Raw genomic sequence first — 17,286 nt, forward strand, 5'->3', positions numbered from 1 at the left:
TGGGGTGAATTGCCCAAGGGGCAAGTGGGGCAAAACCCCCAATTCCTGCCTGCGGGAATTGGCCCCATTCCAGCCTCGAATACAGCCGTTCACATTGACCTAGGCGTTCAACCGTTTATGTCGGTTGCCTAGGCTTAGTCAAAAAAGGGACACCTGATGCCGGACGCCTCGAACACCGCCCTACGCCCAGCGCACGCCCCAAGCGATCATCCCATGGTCCCGACCGAAAAAGTCGGGGTTCTGCTTGCCAATCTGGGCACACCGGACAGCACTGATTATTGGTCGATGCGTCGATATCTTGGCGAATTCCTGTCCGATAAAAGGGTGATCGATTATCCGTCCTGGAAATGGCAACCATTGCTACAACTGATCATCCTGACCAAACGGCCTTTCACGTCGGGCGCGGCCTATCGCTCGATCTGGAACGAAGAAAAGAACGAAAGCCCGCTTCTGACCATAACCAAGGAACAGGCCACGGCATTGGCCGAACTTTTGCGCGAACGCTATGGTGATCATGTCATGGTAGATTTCTGTATGCGATACGGCAATCCTTCGACCGAATCAAAAGTTAGCGAAATGGTTCAGGCGGGCTGTACCAAAATCCTGTTTTTCCCACTTTACCCACAATACGCCGGTGCCACGACCGCAACCGCCAACGATCAATTTTTCCGCGCTTTGATGAAAGAAACCTATCAGCCCGCCGTCCGTACCATGCCGGACTACTTTGACCATCCAAGCTATATCGAAGCCTTGGCGCAGTCAGTCGAAAAAGCTTATGCGGCAGCAGAAGACAAGCCGGAATTACTGGTCGTGTCCTACCATGGGATGCCGAAACGCTATCTGATGCAAGGCGATCCCTATCATTGCAAATGTCAGAAAACCACACGGCTGCTCAAGGAACGGCTTGGTTGGGATGACACCCGGATCACAACCACTTTCCAATCTGTTTTTGGCCCCGAAGAATGGCTGCGCCCTTACACTGTGAAAGAAGTCGCGCGTCTTGCTTCGGAAGAAGGCAAAAAGAATATTGCGGTGATCGCACCCGCTTTTGCCGCTGATTGCATCGAAACTTTGGAAGAAATCAACGAAGAAATCCGGGAAAGTTTTGAAGATGCGGGGGGCGAAAAGTTCACCTACATCCCCTGCTTGAACGCCGATCCCCTGCATATGCAAGCATTGGCGGAACTAGTCCAGGAAAACCTAAAGGGCTGGCTGGACTGACCTGAAACAGGAGAAGACCGTACAGCGGAAAAAGAAAAAGGCGGTGGAACACCACCGCCTTTTTCATTCAAGATGTGCCAGACTGATCAGTCAGCAGCAACAGCAGCAATCACAGCCAGCAGAACCAGCGGAAGCAGAACGCCGCCAGTCGAAGAGCTGGAAGCTTCTTCAACGATCACTGCGGGTTCGATGATCGGCTCTGCCATGTTGCCGGCAAATGCAGTCGAAGCGGTGGCGGCCAGAGTGGCGGCCAGAACGAGTTTTTTCATAATATCCTCCAGATATTTGCTTAGCACCGATGAGAAGGCACTAAGCCCCCAAGACTTACTTCATGATAATGTCTAACCAGCTAATCGAGTCAAATGCAAACTCAACTTAGCGCGCTTCTACCGTAATTGGCCCCGGTATCGTCAAATTAGCAACACTTGTGTGCCAACTTTCGTCAGCCCGAACAATTCGGCAATATGTTCATTATACAAACCGATGCAGCCATTTGACGAACGACGACCAATTTTTCTCGTGTCGTGGGTGCCGTGGATTCGGTAATACGTCCAACTCAGGTACAGCGCGTGTGTTCCCAGTGGGTTCTCCGGCCCTGCCGGAATGAAGTCAGGCCATTCCGGGTTACGCTTTTTCATCGACGGCGTCGGTCGCCACTCAGGGCCGACAACCTTGCGCACCACGCTGGTACGACCGCGACGGGTCAATTCTTCGGTCAGTGGCACACTGGACGGGTAAAGTTTGTATGTCTCCCCATCCTCAGACCAAAAATGCAGAGCCCGGGAATCGACGTCCACCAAGACCGCGCCATTTCTCAGCGAGCTAAAATAGGGGTGCCAATCCAGCGCGCGGAAACTGGAAATATTATGCCGAACGGTTGGCGAAACGTCCTCTTCCACCTCAACGGACCCCGCACCGTCCACATTTTGAGCAAGGGCTGGACTGCCAATTACGGCTGCGGTCGCAGCCATAAAACGTCGTCGATTCATCTTGTTCACAGTATATTCCGTCATCGAAAGGTTCCTTTCGCAGTTACTTCCGCGATTTCGCGCTATATTATGGCGCGAATGCCTCAGTCGCAAATCAAACGCTTGTTATTCGGCCAACTCACACCGATGTGGGTTTGAATCGCAACGCCTTGCGCGTTAGGTCTATCCCAGACTCATTCGAATGGTGAAGAAATGTTGCGACTTATTGGTCTTGTTCTAATTTCTGTGCTGACGCTTTCAGCGTGTACTGACATGGCATCGGACACAGGCTTTGGTGGCCGTTCCTCGCCAAAGCTTTATCGTATCCGAGTCAGCGATGCCTCTGCGATCCAGTACCGGATGCTTGATTCGATCAATGCTCTGCGCAAATCCGCCGGGGCAAGACCTGTGGAACTGAACGCAAAGTTAAACGCCGCAGCAGCAACACATTCACGCGATATGTCGGTGCAGAACCGGCCCTGGCATTTCGGGTCTGATGGCTCGTCACCTTTGGACCGGGTCAAACGTGTCGGGTTTGAGGGTCAATTCCGCGGCGAAAACATTTCGGAAACCTATGAAACTGAACTCGTCACGCTGGGCGCTTGGATGGATCAAACAGATACACGCCGGGTGATTCTGGATCCAACCGTGACGGATGTAGGATTTTCCTGGTATCAAGAATCCAATGGCAAAATCTGGTGGACGCTGGTTTTAGGAAGTCAGTCCTGACAATTACCACTGGCCGTTTGGGGCGCGACGAATTTAACTTTACCTTCGCGCCCTAACCACAATCGCGTCGATAGACACGGCGCGCACATTTTCAGAAATCTTCGCCGGAATGCCGTGCAGATTTCACGGATAGATCGAAATCGGCGTACCGTCGCGAACCATCGCATAGATTTCTTCGATTTCTCGATTAGTTACGGCGATACAGCCTGCTGTCCAGTCGCGTTCTTTCTTGTCGAAATTCTGCGGACGGCCGTGAATGAAAATATCGCCCCCGGGATTGTCACCCGCTTCCACTGCGATCTGACGATCGGAATCGTTCGGATAGGAAATCCCCAATGACAGGTAATATTGGCTGTTGGGGTTTCTACGGTTGATCCTGTAATGGCCCTCTGGGGTTCTGCCATCGCCTCGGCGGATCTTGTCCCCGTCCGGCGCGAAACCCAATCCAATTTGATAACTTTTCAGCGTCCTGTTCTTGGATACAAGGTGCATCATCCGCTTTTGTTTCTGCACGACGACACCGGTGACTTCCTCACCTTTATAGGTTTTGAACTTGGTGCTGCAGGCCGCAAGGCCAAACAATACCACAGCCATCATCAACAGCTTGATAACCCGCATTTTTTACTGCCTCGTTCTCTTTTTTAGCCATTTATACCCCAAAACGGTCTAAAAGAGTAGCTTATATTGATCTTCTACACATTTTGCCGCGTTAGGAACGCGACGAGTTCAACATGTGCAGACCACCGGAATTGATCGACGACCTGAATCCAATGCAAAATATATGAAGCGTCAGTTAATATGCGAACATCGCGCGCGAATGTGACCGGGTTGCAGGACACGAAAGCGATCCGGGCCACGTCGGATTGCGCCAATTCCCGAACCTGCGCTTCGGCACCGGCGCGGGGCGGATCGATCACCACGGCACCGAAAGGTTTCAACTCGTCCGGCATCAGCGGGCGACGAAACAAATCGCGCGCTTCATGGCTGACCGTCTTCAATCCCGTTGCGCGCCGCCATCCCAGATCCAGCGCGGCAACCATCGCTGCGTCACCTTCGACCGCATGGACTTCGGCCCGTTCCGCCAACGGCAACGCGAATGTCCCGCAGCCAGAAAACAGATCAGCCACCTTCGCCGCATCGCCTACGATTTCCTGCACAGTGGCCAGCAACGTGGCTTCGCCATCTGGTGTCGCTTGTAAAAAAGCCCCCGGCGGCGGTGCAACCAGCGCCTTGCCAAAGCGTTGCAGGGGCGGTTCACGCTGACCGATCACTTCGTCGTCCCAAGACAACCGCGCCAGCTTGTGCGTCTCTGTTTCGGCTGAAAGCGCCAATCTCAACGGTTCATCCAACGGCTTACCGTTCCTGACCGCAATATCCAGCCCGGTTTCCGACAGGGTCGCCAGAACGTTCAATTCGCCTTTTCGGCTGCCGCCGATCATCGCCAGTTTTTCCGCCACCGGAATGGCCACCAACAAGCCGGGATGCAGCAGTTTGCAATCGGGAATCTGGATGATCACATCCGATCCCTTGGCGTGAAACCCGGCCATCGCCCCCTTTTTGGTACGGCGCACAGACAGGCTAGCCCTGCGGCGTGTCTGGGGAGGGGATGTCACGATGGGTCTGAATTCTGCGTTCAGCCCCTGCGCCGTCAGCGCCTGCCGCACCACATCGACCTTCCAGTCGGCGACAAACGCATCCGAGGCATGTTGCAACTGGCAGCCGCCACAGCTTTTGTAATGTCGACAGGGGGCGGCAACGCGATCGGATGACGGTGTCACGATCCGCAAATCGCGCAACCGATCCCCATCAAGCGTGCCGCTGACAATTTCGCCCGGCAAGGTCATCGGTGCAAAGACCGGCCCGTCCGCAATACCATCGCCCCGATGGCCAAGTCTTGTAATCGTGAATTCATCCATGCAGCCAAATACCCCGTCCATCTCCGTGCCGGAAGCCCTATTTAGCAGCCACGCCAGAGGTATCGTGCACATCCGAACCGATAAACCCGCCCGATTGCCTGTCCCAATAGCGGGCATAAAGCCCCGATTTGGCCAGCAATTCGGAATGCGTTCCCTGTTCGACAATACGACCCTGATCCAGCACGATAATGCGATCCATCTGCGAAATAGTGGACAGGCGGTGGGCGATGGCCAGCACGGTTTTGCCTTCCATCACCCGTTCCAGTGCGGTTTGAATCGCGGCTTCGACTTCGCTGTCCAAAGCGCTGGTCGCCTCGTCCAGAACCAGAATCGGCGCGTCTTTCAGAATCGCCCGGGCCAGCGCAATGCGCTGCCGTTGTCCCCCCGACAACTTCACCCCGCGTTCACCGAGATACGCTTCGTATCCGTCCCGCCCGGCGTGGTCGCGGAGGTTTTGAATAAACTCATGCGCTTCGGCTTTTTGCGCCGCTGCGATCATCTCGGCCTCTGTGGCATCGGGTCGACCGTACAGGATATTGTCCCGGGCCGAACGATTGAACATCGCGGTTTCCTGCGTCACCATTCCGATCTGCTGCCGCAGGCTTTCCTGTGTCACCTCGCGAAGATCCTGTCCGTCGATTTCCAGATGACCATCTTCGGGATCATAGAGACGCAAAAGAAGTGCCACCAATGTCGATTTCCCCGCGCCCGAGGCCCCGACGATCCCCAGTTTTTCGCCGGGATGAATCACTAGGTCGATATCACTGACCCCACCGATTTCCCGGCCATAGGCGAAACTGACATGGTTCAATTCGATTTCGCCCTTGCTGATCTGCAATTGCGATGCATTGTCCGCGTTTTCCAACCGTACCCGAGGCGTCAGGGTTTTCATCCCATCCTCGACCTCACCCATGCTGGCATAGATTCCCATCAGCGAAAAACTGAACCATCCGGTCATCTGCGACAGCCTAAGCGAAACCGTCCCCGCCGCCACGATTTCCCCTGTCGTTGCCTGACCTTGTGACCAAAACCACAAGGTCGTTCCGATCAGAATGATCGGCAGCAACCCGGCCACGAACATCAGCGACAACCGAAACCCGGTCGCAAGCCAGCCAAATTGCAATGCCTTGTCACGAAATACATCCATCGCGCCCAGCGCCGCGCGGTCTTCGTGATCCGCCAACGCGAACAATTTCACCGTCTTGATATTGGTGATCGTATCGACCACTTGCCCGGATACGGCCGCCCGCGCCCCAGCCCGTGATCCAGCGCGTTTACGTACCCGGGGCAAAAACCAACGGATCAATACTATATAGAGACTAAACCAGACCAAAAAGGCCAAAGCGACCCGGAAATCGATGGTCAATAGCAACGCCACCGATCCTACGACCGAAGCCATGGCAAAGGCCACCACATGGATCGATTCCAACGTCACCTGTGCCAGCGCATTCGCCGCCTGCATCTGTTTTTGCGCGATGCGCCCGGCAAAATCATTGTCGAAAAATTCCACCGACTGGCCCAGCGTCCAGCGATGCAGTCGCGACAACACCAAGGGCGAAATGTTGGGTCCCAGGATCACCCCATTGGCCAGCGCCGACAGGCCAAAAATAACTGGACGGATTAAGATGAAAAACACGACGCTAAACCCAATTAGAGCCATGTTAGAGCCTAAAAAGTAGCTGTCCGGCGAACCGCCAACCGCGCTGTCGATCACGCGACCCAGCAGATAGGCCGTACCCGCATCGAAGGCACCGGAGGCGCAGGACAACAGCGTCGCCAGCCCCACCGCGCCCCAAGCATCGGCCAGCGCCCAACGGATGAAGGCCGCGAGTTTCTGCGGCGGGGGCCGATCGGATGGCCGGAACGGATCAATCAAACGGAAAGAAGTCATGGTAAACAATCTAACGAACTTACCTGCTATCAAATAGCCCGCATTTACATCGGGCAAGGGAATATCAGGCCAATAATTGCGCTTTGGTTAGGGTGAAGCCGGATGCGATCCATTTCGTTTCCAGCTGTTTCAACCGTGCGCCCAACGCCGGACCTTGAAGGTCCGGCATCAAATCGTCAGCTTTGACCGGAAATTTCTGATCTGCTGCCGAATTCGCTGCCGCGACATCACTTTCTGCCAGATGCTGTTCCAACATCGCCGCGCGCAACGCCAAGATGCTGACCGCCATTTCGGCGCCATGGCGATACCCTAACACGCCGGCCGCTTCACCACTCCCAATGCCATCACGCAGTACCGCCAGCCGCCTTTTTTCGTCATTCGACAGACGTAACCCGTGACCATCGCCGCCCAGACAAGCCAGCCGCCGCATTGAGTCGGGGGCCAGGTGAAAATGTTGTTCGATCGATATCAGCAATCCCAGCGCACGATCATCACCACCTTCAAGCACCCGCGCCAAAGTCCCCGTCATTCGCATCGACGCGACAGAATGCGCCGGTTCGGGGGCAGCCAGCAATTTACGCATCTCCGCCCCGATCCGTTCGCGCGATAGCGACCCTATCCCATCAAGATTTGCTGCGATCGCCGCTAAGGCTTCGGGATCTGGGCCGCCGAACGGATCTCCATACCAAGCGTGAAAACGGAAAAACCGCAAAATGCGCAGGTAGTCTTCGCGGATGCGCAGATCGGGATCTTCAATGAACCGGACCCGTCGGTTGGATAGGTCGTCGATCCCCATGCCTAGTGGATCGAGTATTTCCCCCTTCGGATCGGCGTAAAGCGCGTTCATGGTGAAATCACGCCGCTTGGCATCGTCGATCATATGGGCGGAAAAGGCCACGACGGCGCGGCGACCATCGGTTTCCACATCATGGCGAAACGTGGTGATTTCGTGAGGTATGTGACCCGAAACCACCGTGATCGTACCGTGGTCTAACCCCGTAGGGATTGCTTTCAATCCCGCTTCGCGGCTCAGATCGATCACCTTTTGCGGAATCGCATCGGTGGCAATATCCAGATCGCTGACCGGAGTGCGCAGCAACGCGTTGCGCACACAACCGCCAACGAAATACGCCTGATACCCTGCGTCGGTCAGGACGCGACAAACCGCCTGTGTTTCAGGCTGGGTGATCCACGCGTCTGAAATCTTCATTCCGCCATCCCATCTGCCAGTCCGCGAAGTATGCGCGCAGTTGCCCCCCAAATATAATATGGGCCGAATGGCACGGTGAAATAGTGCCTTTGTTGCCCGCGCCAGCGGCGTGATTGGATCAGGAAATTCGCCGGATTGCTGAGATGTGTCAGCGGCACTTCGAACACCTCCTCGACCTCACCGGGTTCGGGATGGGGGGAAAAATCCGAATGCACCCGCGCCAGAACCGGTGTGACATGAAAACTGGTTACGGTCTCATGCGCCGGAAGCTGCCCCAGAACCTGCACCATGTCGGGCAACAACCCGACCTCTTCATGTGCTTCGCGCAATGCAGCGGCAACGACGTCGGCGTCGCTCTCTTCCTGCTTGCCTCCTGGGAAAGCAATCTGTCCCGGATGGTGTTTCAGATGCGATGCCCGCTTGGTCAGGATTACCCTGAAATCACCCTGTCGCTCTACGAAACCTACCAAAACCCCTGCGGCGCGTAATTTACGCCCTTTGGGCGGTACGAATTCGGGGTTGAGGTCAAAATCCGACGACGCGGCGCTGGGACGACCCAGCGCGCGCACCACCGGGTCGAGCGGATCAATCATCATCCGGTGCCTTTGTCGCTTCGAATCCGACCGTCGCCGGGTCAAGGTCGTAATGCGCGCCGCAGAATTGACAATCGGCGGTGACGCGACCGTCATCGGTCGTCATCGTAGCGATGTCTTTGGCCGAATAGATCGACAAGGTCTGACGCACCCGGTCTTCGGAACAAGTGCAGCCAAAGCGCACCGGCTGCGCATCAAAAACCCGCGGCTGTTCTTCGTGAAACAACCGAACCAGCAAGTCAGTCACCGACACTTGCGGGCCGATCAGTTCCATATCATCGACCGAATCAAGCAGGATATTGACCCGGTTCCAGTTTTCTTCTGTTTCGCCATCGATCAGATCCCGAGCATGCAGCAAACCAGCCTCACCCGTGGCTTCGGACCCTTTGGCAAAAGGTGATGCCTTTGGCATATGTTGGATCATCACCCCACCGGCACGCCAATGTTCACCAATCCCCGGTTCGGTCGATTTGCCGAAACTCAATTCGAACCGGGTGGGTAATTGTTCCGACTGGGCGAAATAGGCTTCGGCGCAATCCGCCAGCGACGTGCCCGCCAAAGGTGTCAGCCCCTGATACGGCACCATGCCGGTACCTTGGTCAATCATTATGGCAAAATAGCCTTCACCGACCTGATCGAACGGCGCGGCATCGGTAAGTCGCTTTTCGTCATAGCTGGCATAGGCCCGGATCCGCGCCGGTTCACCTTCTTCGGTAGGGCCGTAATAGTCGGTTGCAATCATCCGCACCGGACCCTTCGTTTGAACCTGAAGCGACAGCTTCCATCGCAGCTTTATCGTCTGTCCGATCAATGCGGTCAGCAATGCCATTTCGGCCACCAACGCTTCGACCACGGGCGGGTAATCATGCTGTTTCAGAATATTGCCCAACACGCCGTCAAGCCGCGCCACGCGGCCGCGAATATCCGAATTGTCCAGCTGGAACGGCAATACAGTATCGTCCCAAGCGATTTTCGATCCAAGAGTCATGGGGTTTCCTTATGCGCCTAGCCTTGGCATACAGCGACTATATAGGCGCGGCAAGACACACTCCAAGGACTCAAGGATGATCAGACGCTTCGGAAGCCCACCCGAATCCGGGCGGGTTTACACCCTGCGACACGGCGCCTATGCGATCCTGCCATTGGGTGATCAGGTTCTGCTGACGCATCAGTCACAACCCTATCCGGAATTTCAATTACCGGGCGGCGGTATTGAACCGGGCGAATCGCCCTTGCATGCTTTGCACCGCGAAGTGATCGAAGAAACCGGTTGGACGATTGCCGCGCCTCGGCGGCTTGGCGCGTTTCGCCGGTTCACCTTCATGCCGGACTACGACATTTGGGCCGAAAAGCTGTGCACCATCTATGTCGCCCGACCCATCCGCCGGCTGCACGACCCAACAGAACCGGGTCACAGCGCGATCTGGATGCCTTTCGCTTTGGCTGTCGATGCGCTCGGAAATCCCGGGGATCAACATTTTCTGGCGCAATTCTGACCACCGCGATAGTCAAGCAAAACAGCAGAAACATCATCATCGAACTGGTCGGATCCGGTAAATTCCGACAGGCGCTGTACCAACGCATCCAAAAACTGCGGCCCCTCAAATTCGCGGACCGCACTCAGATTTCTGTGCAGCTCGTGCGCTTCCAGCATGTTGCCCTTGGAATCCGTGCATTCTGTGATGCCATCAGATTGAATGATCAAACGGTCGCCCGGATTCAGTGTCAACTCACACTGTTCAAATCTGGCATCTTCCAACAGGCCAACGGGCATCCCGCCAACGCCGATTTCGCTACAACGCCCATCGGCACGCAGAACGATCGGATAGGGATGCCCCGCTTGGGCCAGGCTGACCTTGCCGGTTTCAAGATCCAGTTCAGCCAGCAACATGGTGAAGTAATGTTCGGTTTCCATTTCAGTCAAAACCATTCGGTTCAGTTTGGTAATCACCTCGGTCGGCGGCAGCGGCACGAAATTACCATTTTCATCTTTTGTCAGGGCGACGTTCTGTTCCGGCACTGTCGATGAAAGATGTCCGGCCAATCGTGCCGTCAACAAAGCCGAACTGATCCCGTGGCCGGACACATCGATGGCATAGACACCCATTTTGGCATCGTTGATCGGAAAAAAGCCAACCAGATCACCGCCAACATGGCTGCTGGACCGCAACAATAATGACACCGTCGCTGTCCCAAAATCTCGGGTTTTTTCGCGCATCAAGGATTGCTGCAGCTTCTTCGCCTCGATCAGATCGCGTTCTATATCGTCGTAAAGACACTGCAGTTTCTTCAGGGTCTGGCTGATCAGCGCATTTTTTTCGGTCAGTTCACGTTCCATTTGCAAGACGCGGTCACCCGCATTCAATCTGGCCCGCAATTCCGAAGCATTCACCGGCTTGGTCAGAAAATCGTCGGCCCCGCAATCCAACCCCTTTGCAACCGCTTCCTTTTCGCTTTTCGAAGTCAGAAGGATGAAATAGCCATAGCTTTGGCGCGGCAGCTTGCGGAAGGCCTGACAGAAATCCAGCCCGTCCATGCCTGGCATCATCCAATCGCTCAGCACCATGTCGGGCATTTCTTCAGAGCATTTCTCCAACGCTTCTTCGGCAGATTCTGCCTCAACCGTCTGATATCCCCAACGCTGCAAAGATGCGGTCAAAATTCGCCTTTGCAATTTGCTGTCATCAACGATGAGAACCCGCATTTGTCGAAGATCGACCGCCGCAGAATCAGCTGTTTGGGGCGCTAGGGACAAAGGCAACTCCTGTAGATCAAGCCTCTGCAAGGAAGTACCGGCTACGGTTTAACAAGCTGTAAAATATTTAGTCTGCGGATCTTTATTCAACATTGGTCAGGCTTTTTTAAGACCCGGGCCGGAAGATGGGCAAATGATAGGAGGGTGCGATGATTGATTGGAAAAGAGTCGCTGAATTGCGCGATGAAATCGGCACCGATGATTTTGACGAAGTGGTGGAATTGTTTCTGGACGAAGTCCATGGCGTGATCGAAAATCTCCGCCATAATCCCAACCCGGACGACTTGGAATCCGACCTGCATTTCCTGAAAGGCAGCGCGTTGAATCTGGGTTTCAGCGATTTTTCCGAAAAATGCCATTCGGCAGAACGTCATGTTGCCAACGAACAGCGTGATTTAGTGGAAATGCAGGCGCTTCTGATCTGCTTTGATCAATCGCTGACAGAATTCCTGGATGAATTACCCCGAAAATTCGCCGCTTAGGGCGTGATATTTGTCGCAGTCTCAGATCAGGAATTCGGCCAAAACTTCGTCATCGGTGATATCCTGATAGGTGAATCCAACTTCGTCCAGACGTGCATATAGCGCTTCGAAATTTTCCGGATTTTTGGTTTCTATTCCCAACAAAACCGACCCAAAGTTGCGCGCTGATTTCTTCAGGTATTCGAACCGTGCGATATCGTCATCCGGTCCCAGGACATTCAGAAACTCTTTCAATGCACCGGGGCGCTGCGGCAGTCGCAGCAAGAAATATTTTTTCAAGCCGGCATACCGCTGTGCCCGTTCCTTGACTTCGGGCAAGCGTTCGAAATCGAAATTTCCGCCCGAAGTGACGCAGACCACCGTTTTACCGGCGATCTCGCTGCGCAGATCGGTCAATGAATCGACCGACAGCGCCCCGGCCGGTTCCAGAACGATACCTTCGACATTCAGCATTTCCAAAATCGTGGTACAGATTCGGTCTTCGGGCGCATCCAGCACGTGGTCGGGGTTGGTATGCGCCAGGATTTCGAAAGGATAGGCACCGATTTGTGCCACCGCGGCGCCATCGACGAAGCTGTCGACCTTGTGCAATTTGACCGGATGTTTTTCCCGCAGCGCCGCTTTCAGGCTTTTCCCTCCCGCCGGTTCGACATAGCGGATTTCGGTTTGTGGCGACACTTCGTCCAGATACCGGGTGACCCCGGCCGACAGCCCGCCGCCGCCCACCGGCAACACAACCAGATCCGGCGCACGGCCCAACTGTGTGGTCATTTCAACGGCGACGCTCGCCTGCCCTTCGATCACGTCCAGATCGTCAAACGGCGACAGGAAACAGCCGCCGGCTTCGGTGCAATAGGCCTGCGCCGCCTCCAGCGTGTCATCGAAATAGTCTCCGATCAGGCGGATTTCGATATTGTCGCCGCCAAAAACTCGGGTCTTGTCGATCTTCTGTTGCGGTGTGGTGACCGGCATGAAAATCACCCCTTTCACCCCAAAATGACGGCTGACAAAAGCCACGCCTTGAGCATGGTTTCCGGCACTGGCGCAAACAAAGACATCGCGCGACGGATCGGCCGCCAAAACCTTGCCCATCGCATTCAAAGCGCCGCGGATCTTGTAGCTGCGCACCGGGCTCAGGTCTTCGCGTTTGAGCCATATATCGGCACCATATTTCGCCGACAGATGATCGTTGCGTTGCAAGGGCGTCGCCGGAAACAGTGCCCGCATCTGTTGTTCAGCCACCCGGGCTTTTTTCAAAAAATCGCTCATGCGTTCCTGAGTGTCGCATAAGTCAGTCCAAGGCAATACCGTGCACCGAAGTAGACAGAAGTATACTGTACCGGTTTGCGAAACCGGCAGTTGGGTCCGAAACAGTGCGCCACCTTGCCCTTGACAGCAAAACCCGGTATCGCGCTTTGAAAAATTGACAGATCAGGAGCTCCCATGTCCGCGCCCAAGAAAGTCGTCCTGGCCTATTCCGGTGGCCTCGATACCTCGATCATCCTGAAATGGCTGCAGACCGAATATGGCTGCGAAGTCGTCACCTTCACCGCCGACCTTGGTCAGGGTGAAGAACTGGACCCGGCCCGCAAGAAGGCCGAGCTTCTGGGGATCAAACCCGAAAACATCTATATCGAGGATGTCCGCGAAGAATTCGTGCGCGATTTCGTCTTCCCGATGTTCCGCGCCAATGCCGTTTACGAAGGGCAATACCTGCTGGGCACCTCGATCGCGCGACCGCTGATTTCCAAGCGTCTGGTTGAGATTGCCGAAGAAACCGGTGCCGATGCGGTCGCTCATGGTGCCACAGGCAAGGGCAACGACCAGGTGCGTTTCGAGCTGGCAGCCTATGCGCTGAACCCCGATATCAAGGTGATCGCGCCATGGCGCGAATGGGACCTGTCCTCGCGCACCAAGCTTCTGGACTTCGCTGAACAGAACCAGATCCCGATCGCCAAGGACAAACGCGGCGAAGCGCCGTTTTCGGTCGACGCCAACCTGCTGCACACCTCGTCCGAGGGCAAGGTTCTGGAAGATCCCGCCGAAATGGCGCCCGATTACGTCTATCAGCGCACCGTGAACCCCGAAGATGCACCGAACGAGCCCGAATTCATCGAAGTGACCTTCGAGCAGGGCGACGCCGTGGCGATCAACGGCGTGGCGATGTCGCCCGCAACAATCTTGACCCAGCTGAACGAATATGGCCGCAAGCACGGCATCGGCCGTCTGGATTTCGTGGAAAACCGTTTCGTCGGCATGAAGTCGCGCGGCATCTACGAAACCCCGGGCGGCACCATCCTGCTGGAAGCCCATCGTGGTATCGAACAGATCACGCTAGACAGCGGTGCCGGTCACCTGAAGGATTCGATCATGCCGCGCTATGCGGAACTGATCTATAACGGTTTCTGGTACAGCCCTGAACGTGAAATGCTTCAGGCCCTGATCGACAAGTCGCAGGAGCACGTCACCGGCACCGTAAAGCTGAAGCTTTACAAAGGGTCGGCCTTCACCGTTGCCCGTTGGTCGGATCATTCGCTTTATTCCGAAGCGCATGTGACCTTCGAAGAAGATGCCGGTGCCTATAATCAGGAAGACGCTGCAGGATTCATCCAGCTCAATGCGCTGCGCTTGAAACTGCTGGCCGCACGGAATCGTCGGTTGAAAGGCTGACGCCAAGTCACAATTGTCACAGCCAAAACGCCCTCCTATCCAAGGGGGGCGTTTTTCATTTGGAGCACACCATGACGCTCGCCGAAATTGCTGAGAATATCCGAGGTAGCGTTGCCTCCAGTTCGTTCACTGACAGTTTGAAGTTCGACTGCGGCGACGATGGCGTTCTGGTCATCGCGAACAATCAAGTCAGCCTTGAGGATCAACGCACCGACTGCACGCTGAAACTGTCGGTCAAAAACCTGGCGAAACTCGTTTCGGGTAATCTGAACCCAATGACGGCCGTGATGATGGGTAAACTGAAAGTATCAGGCGATCCGGGCGTCGCCATGAAACTCGCCAGTTTGCTCAAGGGATAAGACAGAATTTTTCTGCCATTTCTGCTAACGGCCGTTTGGGCTTTAGCAGAAACTGAATTATGGTCGGTTAGACATTTACCAACAGGCCTATATCTTCAACGCCGCCAACCTCTCGTAATGCGGCAATGCCTGTTCCAGCAATTCCGCTGCCTTCTCCGTCAGATCCGGCAAATCCCCCTCGGCAGGCGCAAACCCGGTCGACGCATGTACCGCCCCATACCAATGCGCCGCCCAAACCCCGTCCGCAGAACTGCCACCTTCGGGCCAGTGCAACATCGCCGGATCGAAATCCAGCCCGACCGCCGCACAAAGCTTGCGCAACATGGTTTCGGGATCGCGACGGATATCGGCACTATCGATCACCAGCGGGTTCTGACCCAGCGACCGGGTGTAATCGTACAGTTCACTTTGTTGGGTAAAGCCAATATCGTCTAGGCCAAACCCGTCCCATTTCGCCGCGAAACTGGCGATCACCCGCGCCGGGTGGCGGATCAGGAACACGTTGGCGACCTGCGCCATCCAATCGCGCGAAATGCCGGGGATCATGTGCTGGGTCATGTGTTTTTGATAGAAATGAGGCTTATCGGCTGGGATAGGGCCTAGTAGAGTCTTGGCTATTTCATCAGGATCTTGCGATTGTGACGCCAGAATCTGATCCCGCATCGGATGTTTCAGGCCGGTCAGGCGCAGGTAGGCGGCGTTAAACGGTTCATCAACAACGGCGAAATCGCTGCGGGCACCAAAGGAATACATCATCGCCGTCGACAGGTTTCTGGGCCCTGACCACATTGCAATACGCATGACACTGCTCCTTTTTGATTCAGGCTAGAAATAATCGTCCGAATTGAAAAGACCGGAGAATTGCGGTCACGCCTGCTCAAGCTTGCGTGAATTTCCGTTGCAGGTGCTAGGCACGGTCGACCCGCAAAGGCAAACTGAACGCCGGAGGGTCAAACCATGCTGACATTCAACGATCTGAAACCGATAGTGCTGTCCATCGCAATCCTCATTGGCTGGCTGGCGCATTGCGATCGCGCCAACGCCGGACAATCTCAGGTGCTGACACTGGCCGGCGGATGTTTTTGGTGTGTCGAGGCCGATTTCGAAAGCGTCAAAGGCGTTCAAAGCGCGGTATCGGGCTACACTGGCGGGTCGGTTAAAAATCCCACCTACAAACAGGTCAGCCATGGCGGAACCGGCCATTTTGAGGCGGTACAGATCAGATTCGACCCCGATATGGTTTCCCGTGAAACCTTGCTTGATCTCTTTTTCCGCTCGGTCGATCCCACCGATGCAGGTGGACAATTCTGTGATCGTGGTGACAGCTATCGCACCGCGATTTTCGTTTCTGATCCGGCGGAAAAAGCACAAGCTGAGGCCGCCAAGATACGCGCCGAGGCCGCGTTGGGCCAGAAAATCGTCACCCCGATACTTGCCGAAGCAAGGTTTTACCCGGCAGAAGGGTATCATCAGGATTACTACAAAAGTGAAAAAACCGTTTTGACCCGGTTCGGCCCGATCAAGCAATGGAAAGCATATAAACGGTATCGCGATTCCTGTGGTCGGGACATCCGAGTGCAGCAATTATGGGGCGATGCGGCGGCTTTCGCCGGGGGCTAACCCCAATCCAAAACCTCTTTTAAATCTGGAATGACATCGGCCGTGCCCTGCCGCGTCACCATCAGAGCCGCTGCCTTGATCGCCAGACCGATTGCCTCATCTGTCGACATTCCCCGATCGATTCCCGCCAGGAAATAGCCGGTGAAGGTATCCCCTGCCCCGGTGGTATCAACCGGATCGACCAGAATGGCGTCGAACCCGATGGCATCCCACCCGTTGGCGCGATCATATAACGTGCAGCCTTCGGCGCCCTTGGTCACGATCACCGTATCGACGCCCATCTTGGGCCCCGGCAACAGCCCGGTTTCGTCGACCAGTTGCGCCATTTCGATCTGATTCAAGACCAAAATGTCGAGATAGGGAAGCACGGCCTTGACCGCTTCGGCTGAAAACGGGGCAGCGGCATAGGCAACCTTCAACCCCAATTTCGACCCTGTTTCAGCGGCAAAGGCCTGTCCATTGGTTTCGTTCTGCATAAGCAGAAGATCCCCAGAAGATGATTCGGTAAGCGCCAGACCGATCGCATCCTGCGCCAATTCCCTGTTCGCTCCCGGATAGACAATGATGGCGTTTTCACCCGCCGCATCCAACGAAATCACCGCATGTCCCGTCGGCGCGTCAAGTTTGGCGATGGGTCTTGTGTCGACGCCGTATTCGGTCAAACGGTCAATTGCCCACTGCCCGTCCGGGCCGACCGCGCCGATATGGCTGACATGGGCACCGGACCGGGCGGCGGCAACAGACATGTTTGCGCCCTTGCCACCCAATCCCCGTTCCATCGCATCTGCCAGAATGGTTTCTCCGGGCGCCGGCAGATGCGGCACCCGGTAAAAGTAATCGGCGTTGATCGACCCGAGGTTCCAGATGGTCAT

General features: G+C 55.4%; 19 protein-coding genes. 7 read left to right on the forward strand and 12 right to left on the reverse strand.

The window, feature by feature from the left end:
* The first annotated feature begins 156 nt into the window (after nt 1-156).
* Entirely contained in the window at nt 157-1,221 is a 1,065-nt protein-coding gene (gene hemH, locus TG4357_RS07895; RefSeq protein ID WP_058262301.1) for a ferrochelatase, read from the forward strand.
* A gap of 86 nt (nt 1,222-1,307) precedes the next feature.
* Here the strand turns inward: hemH and TG4357_RS07900 are convergent, their stop codons facing one another.
* Nucleotides 1,308-1,490, reverse strand: a complete 183-nt coding sequence (locus tag TG4357_RS07900; protein ID WP_058262302.1) for a hypothetical protein — start codon at nt 1,488-1,490, stop codon at nt 1,308-1,310.
* 141 nt (nt 1,491-1,631) lie between these two features.
* Nucleotides 1,632-2,234 (reverse strand): L,D-transpeptidase, encoded by a 603-nt coding sequence (locus tag TG4357_RS07905; protein WP_058262303.1) that lies wholly within the window; start codon nt 2,232-2,234, stop codon nt 1,632-1,634.
* Between the two features lie 168 nt (nt 2,235-2,402).
* Between TG4357_RS07905 and dalA the strand changes: the two genes are divergently transcribed.
* Complete coding sequence (dalA, locus tag TG4357_RS07910; RefSeq protein WP_058262304.1) at nt 2,403-2,918, forward strand: divisome-associated lipoprotein DalA; 516 nt, start codon at nt 2,403-2,405, stop codon at nt 2,916-2,918.
* 123 nt (nt 2,919-3,041) lie between these two features.
* Here the strand turns inward: dalA and TG4357_RS07915 are convergent, their stop codons facing one another.
* From TG4357_RS07915 to hslO, 6 genes are all read right to left on the reverse strand, one after another.
* The gene (locus TG4357_RS07915) at nt 3,042-3,536 is read right to left on the reverse strand and encodes a L,D-transpeptidase family protein (RefSeq protein WP_058262305.1); all 495 of its coding nucleotides are present in this window, start codon (nt 3,534-3,536) and stop codon (nt 3,042-3,044) included.
* Nucleotides 3,537-3,610: 74 nt separating this feature from the next.
* Nucleotides 3,611-4,834, reverse strand: a complete 1,224-nt coding sequence (locus tag TG4357_RS07920) for a class I SAM-dependent RNA methyltransferase (RefSeq protein ID WP_058262306.1) — start codon at nt 4,832-4,834, stop codon at nt 3,611-3,613.
* Nucleotides 4,835-4,871: 37 nt separating this feature from the next.
* Complete coding sequence (locus TG4357_RS07925) at nt 4,872-6,725, reverse strand: ABC transporter ATP-binding protein (protein WP_058262307.1); 1,854 nt, start codon at nt 6,723-6,725, stop codon at nt 4,872-4,874.
* A gap of 64 nt (nt 6,726-6,789) precedes the next feature.
* Entirely contained in the window at nt 6,790-7,935 is a 1,146-nt protein-coding gene (locus tag TG4357_RS07930; protein WP_058262308.1) for a CCA tRNA nucleotidyltransferase, read from the reverse strand.
* Nucleotides 7,932-8,531, reverse strand: a complete 600-nt coding sequence (locus TG4357_RS07935) for a CoA pyrophosphatase (RefSeq protein WP_058262309.1) — start codon at nt 8,529-8,531, stop codon at nt 7,932-7,934. Before TG4357_RS07935 ends, TG4357_RS07930 begins: the two co-directional genes overlap by 4 nt.
* Nucleotides 8,521-9,516 carry an Hsp33 family molecular chaperone HslO gene (gene hslO / locus TG4357_RS07940; RefSeq protein WP_058262310.1) on the reverse strand — a complete coding sequence of 332 codons (996 nt, stop codon included), beginning with the start codon at nt 9,514-9,516 and terminating at the stop codon, nt 8,521-8,523. Before hslO ends, TG4357_RS07935 begins: the two co-directional genes overlap by 11 nt.
* 76 nt (nt 9,517-9,592) lie before the next feature.
* Between hslO and TG4357_RS07945 the strand changes: the two genes are divergently transcribed.
* On the forward strand, nt 9,593-10,024 hold the full coding sequence (locus tag TG4357_RS07945) for an NUDIX hydrolase (protein ID WP_058262311.1): 432 nt from the start codon (nt 9,593-9,595) through the stop codon (nt 10,022-10,024).
* Here the strand turns inward: TG4357_RS07945 and TG4357_RS07950 are convergent.
* A complete protein-coding gene (locus tag TG4357_RS07950) occupies nt 10,000-11,232 on the reverse strand; it encodes a fused response regulator/phosphatase (protein ID WP_058262312.1) in 1,233 nt (410 codons plus the stop codon). The genes TG4357_RS07945 and TG4357_RS07950 overlap by 25 nt on opposite strands.
* A gap of 200 nt (nt 11,233-11,432) precedes the next feature.
* Here TG4357_RS07950 and TG4357_RS07955 point away from each other — a divergent pair, with 200 nt between their 5' ends.
* A complete protein-coding gene (locus tag TG4357_RS07955) occupies nt 11,433-11,765 on the forward strand; it encodes an Hpt domain-containing protein (RefSeq protein WP_058262313.1) in 333 nt (110 codons plus the stop codon).
* A 21-nt stretch (nt 11,766-11,786) separates the two neighbouring features.
* Here TG4357_RS07955 and ilvA read toward each other — a convergent pair whose 3' ends face one another.
* Complete coding sequence (ilvA, locus tag TG4357_RS07960; protein ID WP_058262314.1) at nt 11,787-13,034, reverse strand: threonine ammonia-lyase IlvA; 1,248 nt, start codon at nt 13,032-13,034, stop codon at nt 11,787-11,789.
* Nucleotides 13,035-13,208: 174 nt separating this feature from the next.
* Here ilvA and TG4357_RS07965 point away from each other — a divergent pair, with 174 nt between their 5' ends.
* Together TG4357_RS07965 and TG4357_RS07970 are read left to right on the forward strand one after the other, a co-directional pair.
* Nucleotides 13,209-14,435, forward strand: a complete 1,227-nt coding sequence (locus TG4357_RS07965) for an argininosuccinate synthase (RefSeq protein ID WP_058262315.1) — start codon at nt 13,209-13,211, stop codon at nt 14,433-14,435.
* 71 nt (nt 14,436-14,506) lie between these two features.
* Nucleotides 14,507-14,794, forward strand: a complete 288-nt coding sequence (locus tag TG4357_RS07970) for an SCP2 sterol-binding domain-containing protein (protein WP_058262316.1) — start codon at nt 14,507-14,509, stop codon at nt 14,792-14,794.
* An 87-nt stretch (nt 14,795-14,881) separates the two neighbouring features.
* On the opposite strand, the gene TG4357_RS07975 is transcribed toward TG4357_RS07970, so the two are convergent.
* Entirely contained in the window at nt 14,882-15,595 is a 714-nt protein-coding gene (locus tag TG4357_RS07975) for a sulfotransferase-like domain-containing protein (RefSeq protein WP_058262317.1), read from the reverse strand.
* A gap of 156 nt (nt 15,596-15,751) precedes the next feature.
* On the opposite strand from TG4357_RS07975, the gene msrA reads away from it, so the two are divergent.
* On the forward strand, nt 15,752-16,414 hold the full coding sequence (gene msrA / locus TG4357_RS07980; protein ID WP_058262318.1) for a peptide-methionine (S)-S-oxide reductase MsrA: 663 nt from the start codon (nt 15,752-15,754) through the stop codon (nt 16,412-16,414).
* Here msrA and TG4357_RS07985 read toward each other — a convergent pair.
* Nucleotides 16,411-17,286, reverse strand: coding sequence for a ribokinase (locus TG4357_RS07985; RefSeq protein ID WP_058262319.1), 876 nt, complete (start codon nt 17,284-17,286; stop codon nt 16,411-16,413). The genes msrA and TG4357_RS07985 overlap by 4 nt on opposite strands.

Source organism: Thalassovita gelatinovora (assembly GCF_001458355.1).
In the GTDB taxonomy this organism is placed as follows: domain Bacteria; phylum Pseudomonadota; class Alphaproteobacteria; order Rhodobacterales; family Rhodobacteraceae; genus Thalassobius; species Thalassobius gelatinovorus.

Bases quoted from the DNA above. Each gene is read 5' to 3' on its own strand.
- TG4357_RS07965 (WP_058262315.1), top strand. From the start codon at position 13,209: ATGTCCGCGCCCAAGAAAGTCGTCCTGGCCTATTCCGGTGGCCTCGAT.
- hslO (WP_058262310.1), bottom strand. From the start codon at position 9,516: ATGACTCTTGGATCGAAAATCGCTTGGGACGATACTGTATTGCCGTTC.
- msrA (WP_058262318.1), top strand. From the start codon at position 15,752: ATGCTGACATTCAACGATCTGAAACCGATAGTGCTGTCCATCGCAATC.
- TG4357_RS07955 (WP_058262313.1), top strand. From the start codon at position 11,433: ATGATTGATTGGAAAAGAGTCGCTGAATTGCGCGATGAAATCGGCACC.
- TG4357_RS07915 (WP_058262305.1), bottom strand. From the start codon at position 3,536: ATGCGGGTTATCAAGCTGTTGATGATGGCTGTGGTATTGTTTGGCCTT.
- TG4357_RS07900 (WP_058262302.1), bottom strand. From the start codon at position 1,490: ATGAAAAAACTCGTTCTGGCCGCCACTCTGGCCGCCACCGCTTCGACT.
- TG4357_RS07930 (WP_058262308.1), bottom strand. From the start codon at position 7,935: ATGAAGATTTCAGACGCGTGGATCACCCAGCCTGAAACACAGGCGGTT.
- TG4357_RS07920 (WP_058262306.1), bottom strand. From the start codon at position 4,834: ATGGATGAATTCACGATTACAAGACTTGGCCATCGGGGCGATGGTATT.
- TG4357_RS07985 (WP_058262319.1), bottom strand. From the start codon at position 17,286: ATGACCATCTGGAACCTCGGGTCGATCAACGCCGATTACTTTTACCGG.
- TG4357_RS07945 (WP_058262311.1), top strand. From the start codon at position 9,593: ATGATCAGACGCTTCGGAAGCCCACCCGAATCCGGGCGGGTTTACACC.
- hemH (WP_058262301.1), top strand. From the start codon at position 157: ATGCCGGACGCCTCGAACACCGCCCTACGCCCAGCGCACGCCCCAAGC.
- TG4357_RS07925 (WP_058262307.1), bottom strand. From the start codon at position 6,725: ATGACTTCTTTCCGTTTGATTGATCCGTTCCGGCCATCCGATCGGCCC.
- TG4357_RS07935 (WP_058262309.1), bottom strand. From the start codon at position 8,531: ATGATGATTGATCCGCTCGACCCGGTGGTGCGCGCGCTGGGTCGTCCC.
- TG4357_RS07905 (WP_058262303.1), bottom strand. From the start codon at position 2,234: ATGACGGAATATACTGTGAACAAGATGAATCGACGACGTTTTATGGCT.
- dalA (WP_058262304.1), top strand. From the start codon at position 2,403: ATGTTGCGACTTATTGGTCTTGTTCTAATTTCTGTGCTGACGCTTTCA.
- TG4357_RS07975 (WP_058262317.1), bottom strand. From the start codon at position 15,595: ATGCGTATTGCAATGTGGTCAGGGCCCAGAAACCTGTCGACGGCGATG.
- ilvA (WP_058262314.1), bottom strand. From the start codon at position 13,034: ATGAGCGATTTTTTGAAAAAAGCCCGGGTGGCTGAACAACAGATGCGG.
- TG4357_RS07970 (WP_058262316.1), top strand. From the start codon at position 14,507: ATGACGCTCGCCGAAATTGCTGAGAATATCCGAGGTAGCGTTGCCTCC.
- TG4357_RS07950 (WP_058262312.1), bottom strand. From the start codon at position 11,232: ATGCGGGTTCTCATCGTTGATGACAGCAAATTGCAAAGGCGAATTTTG.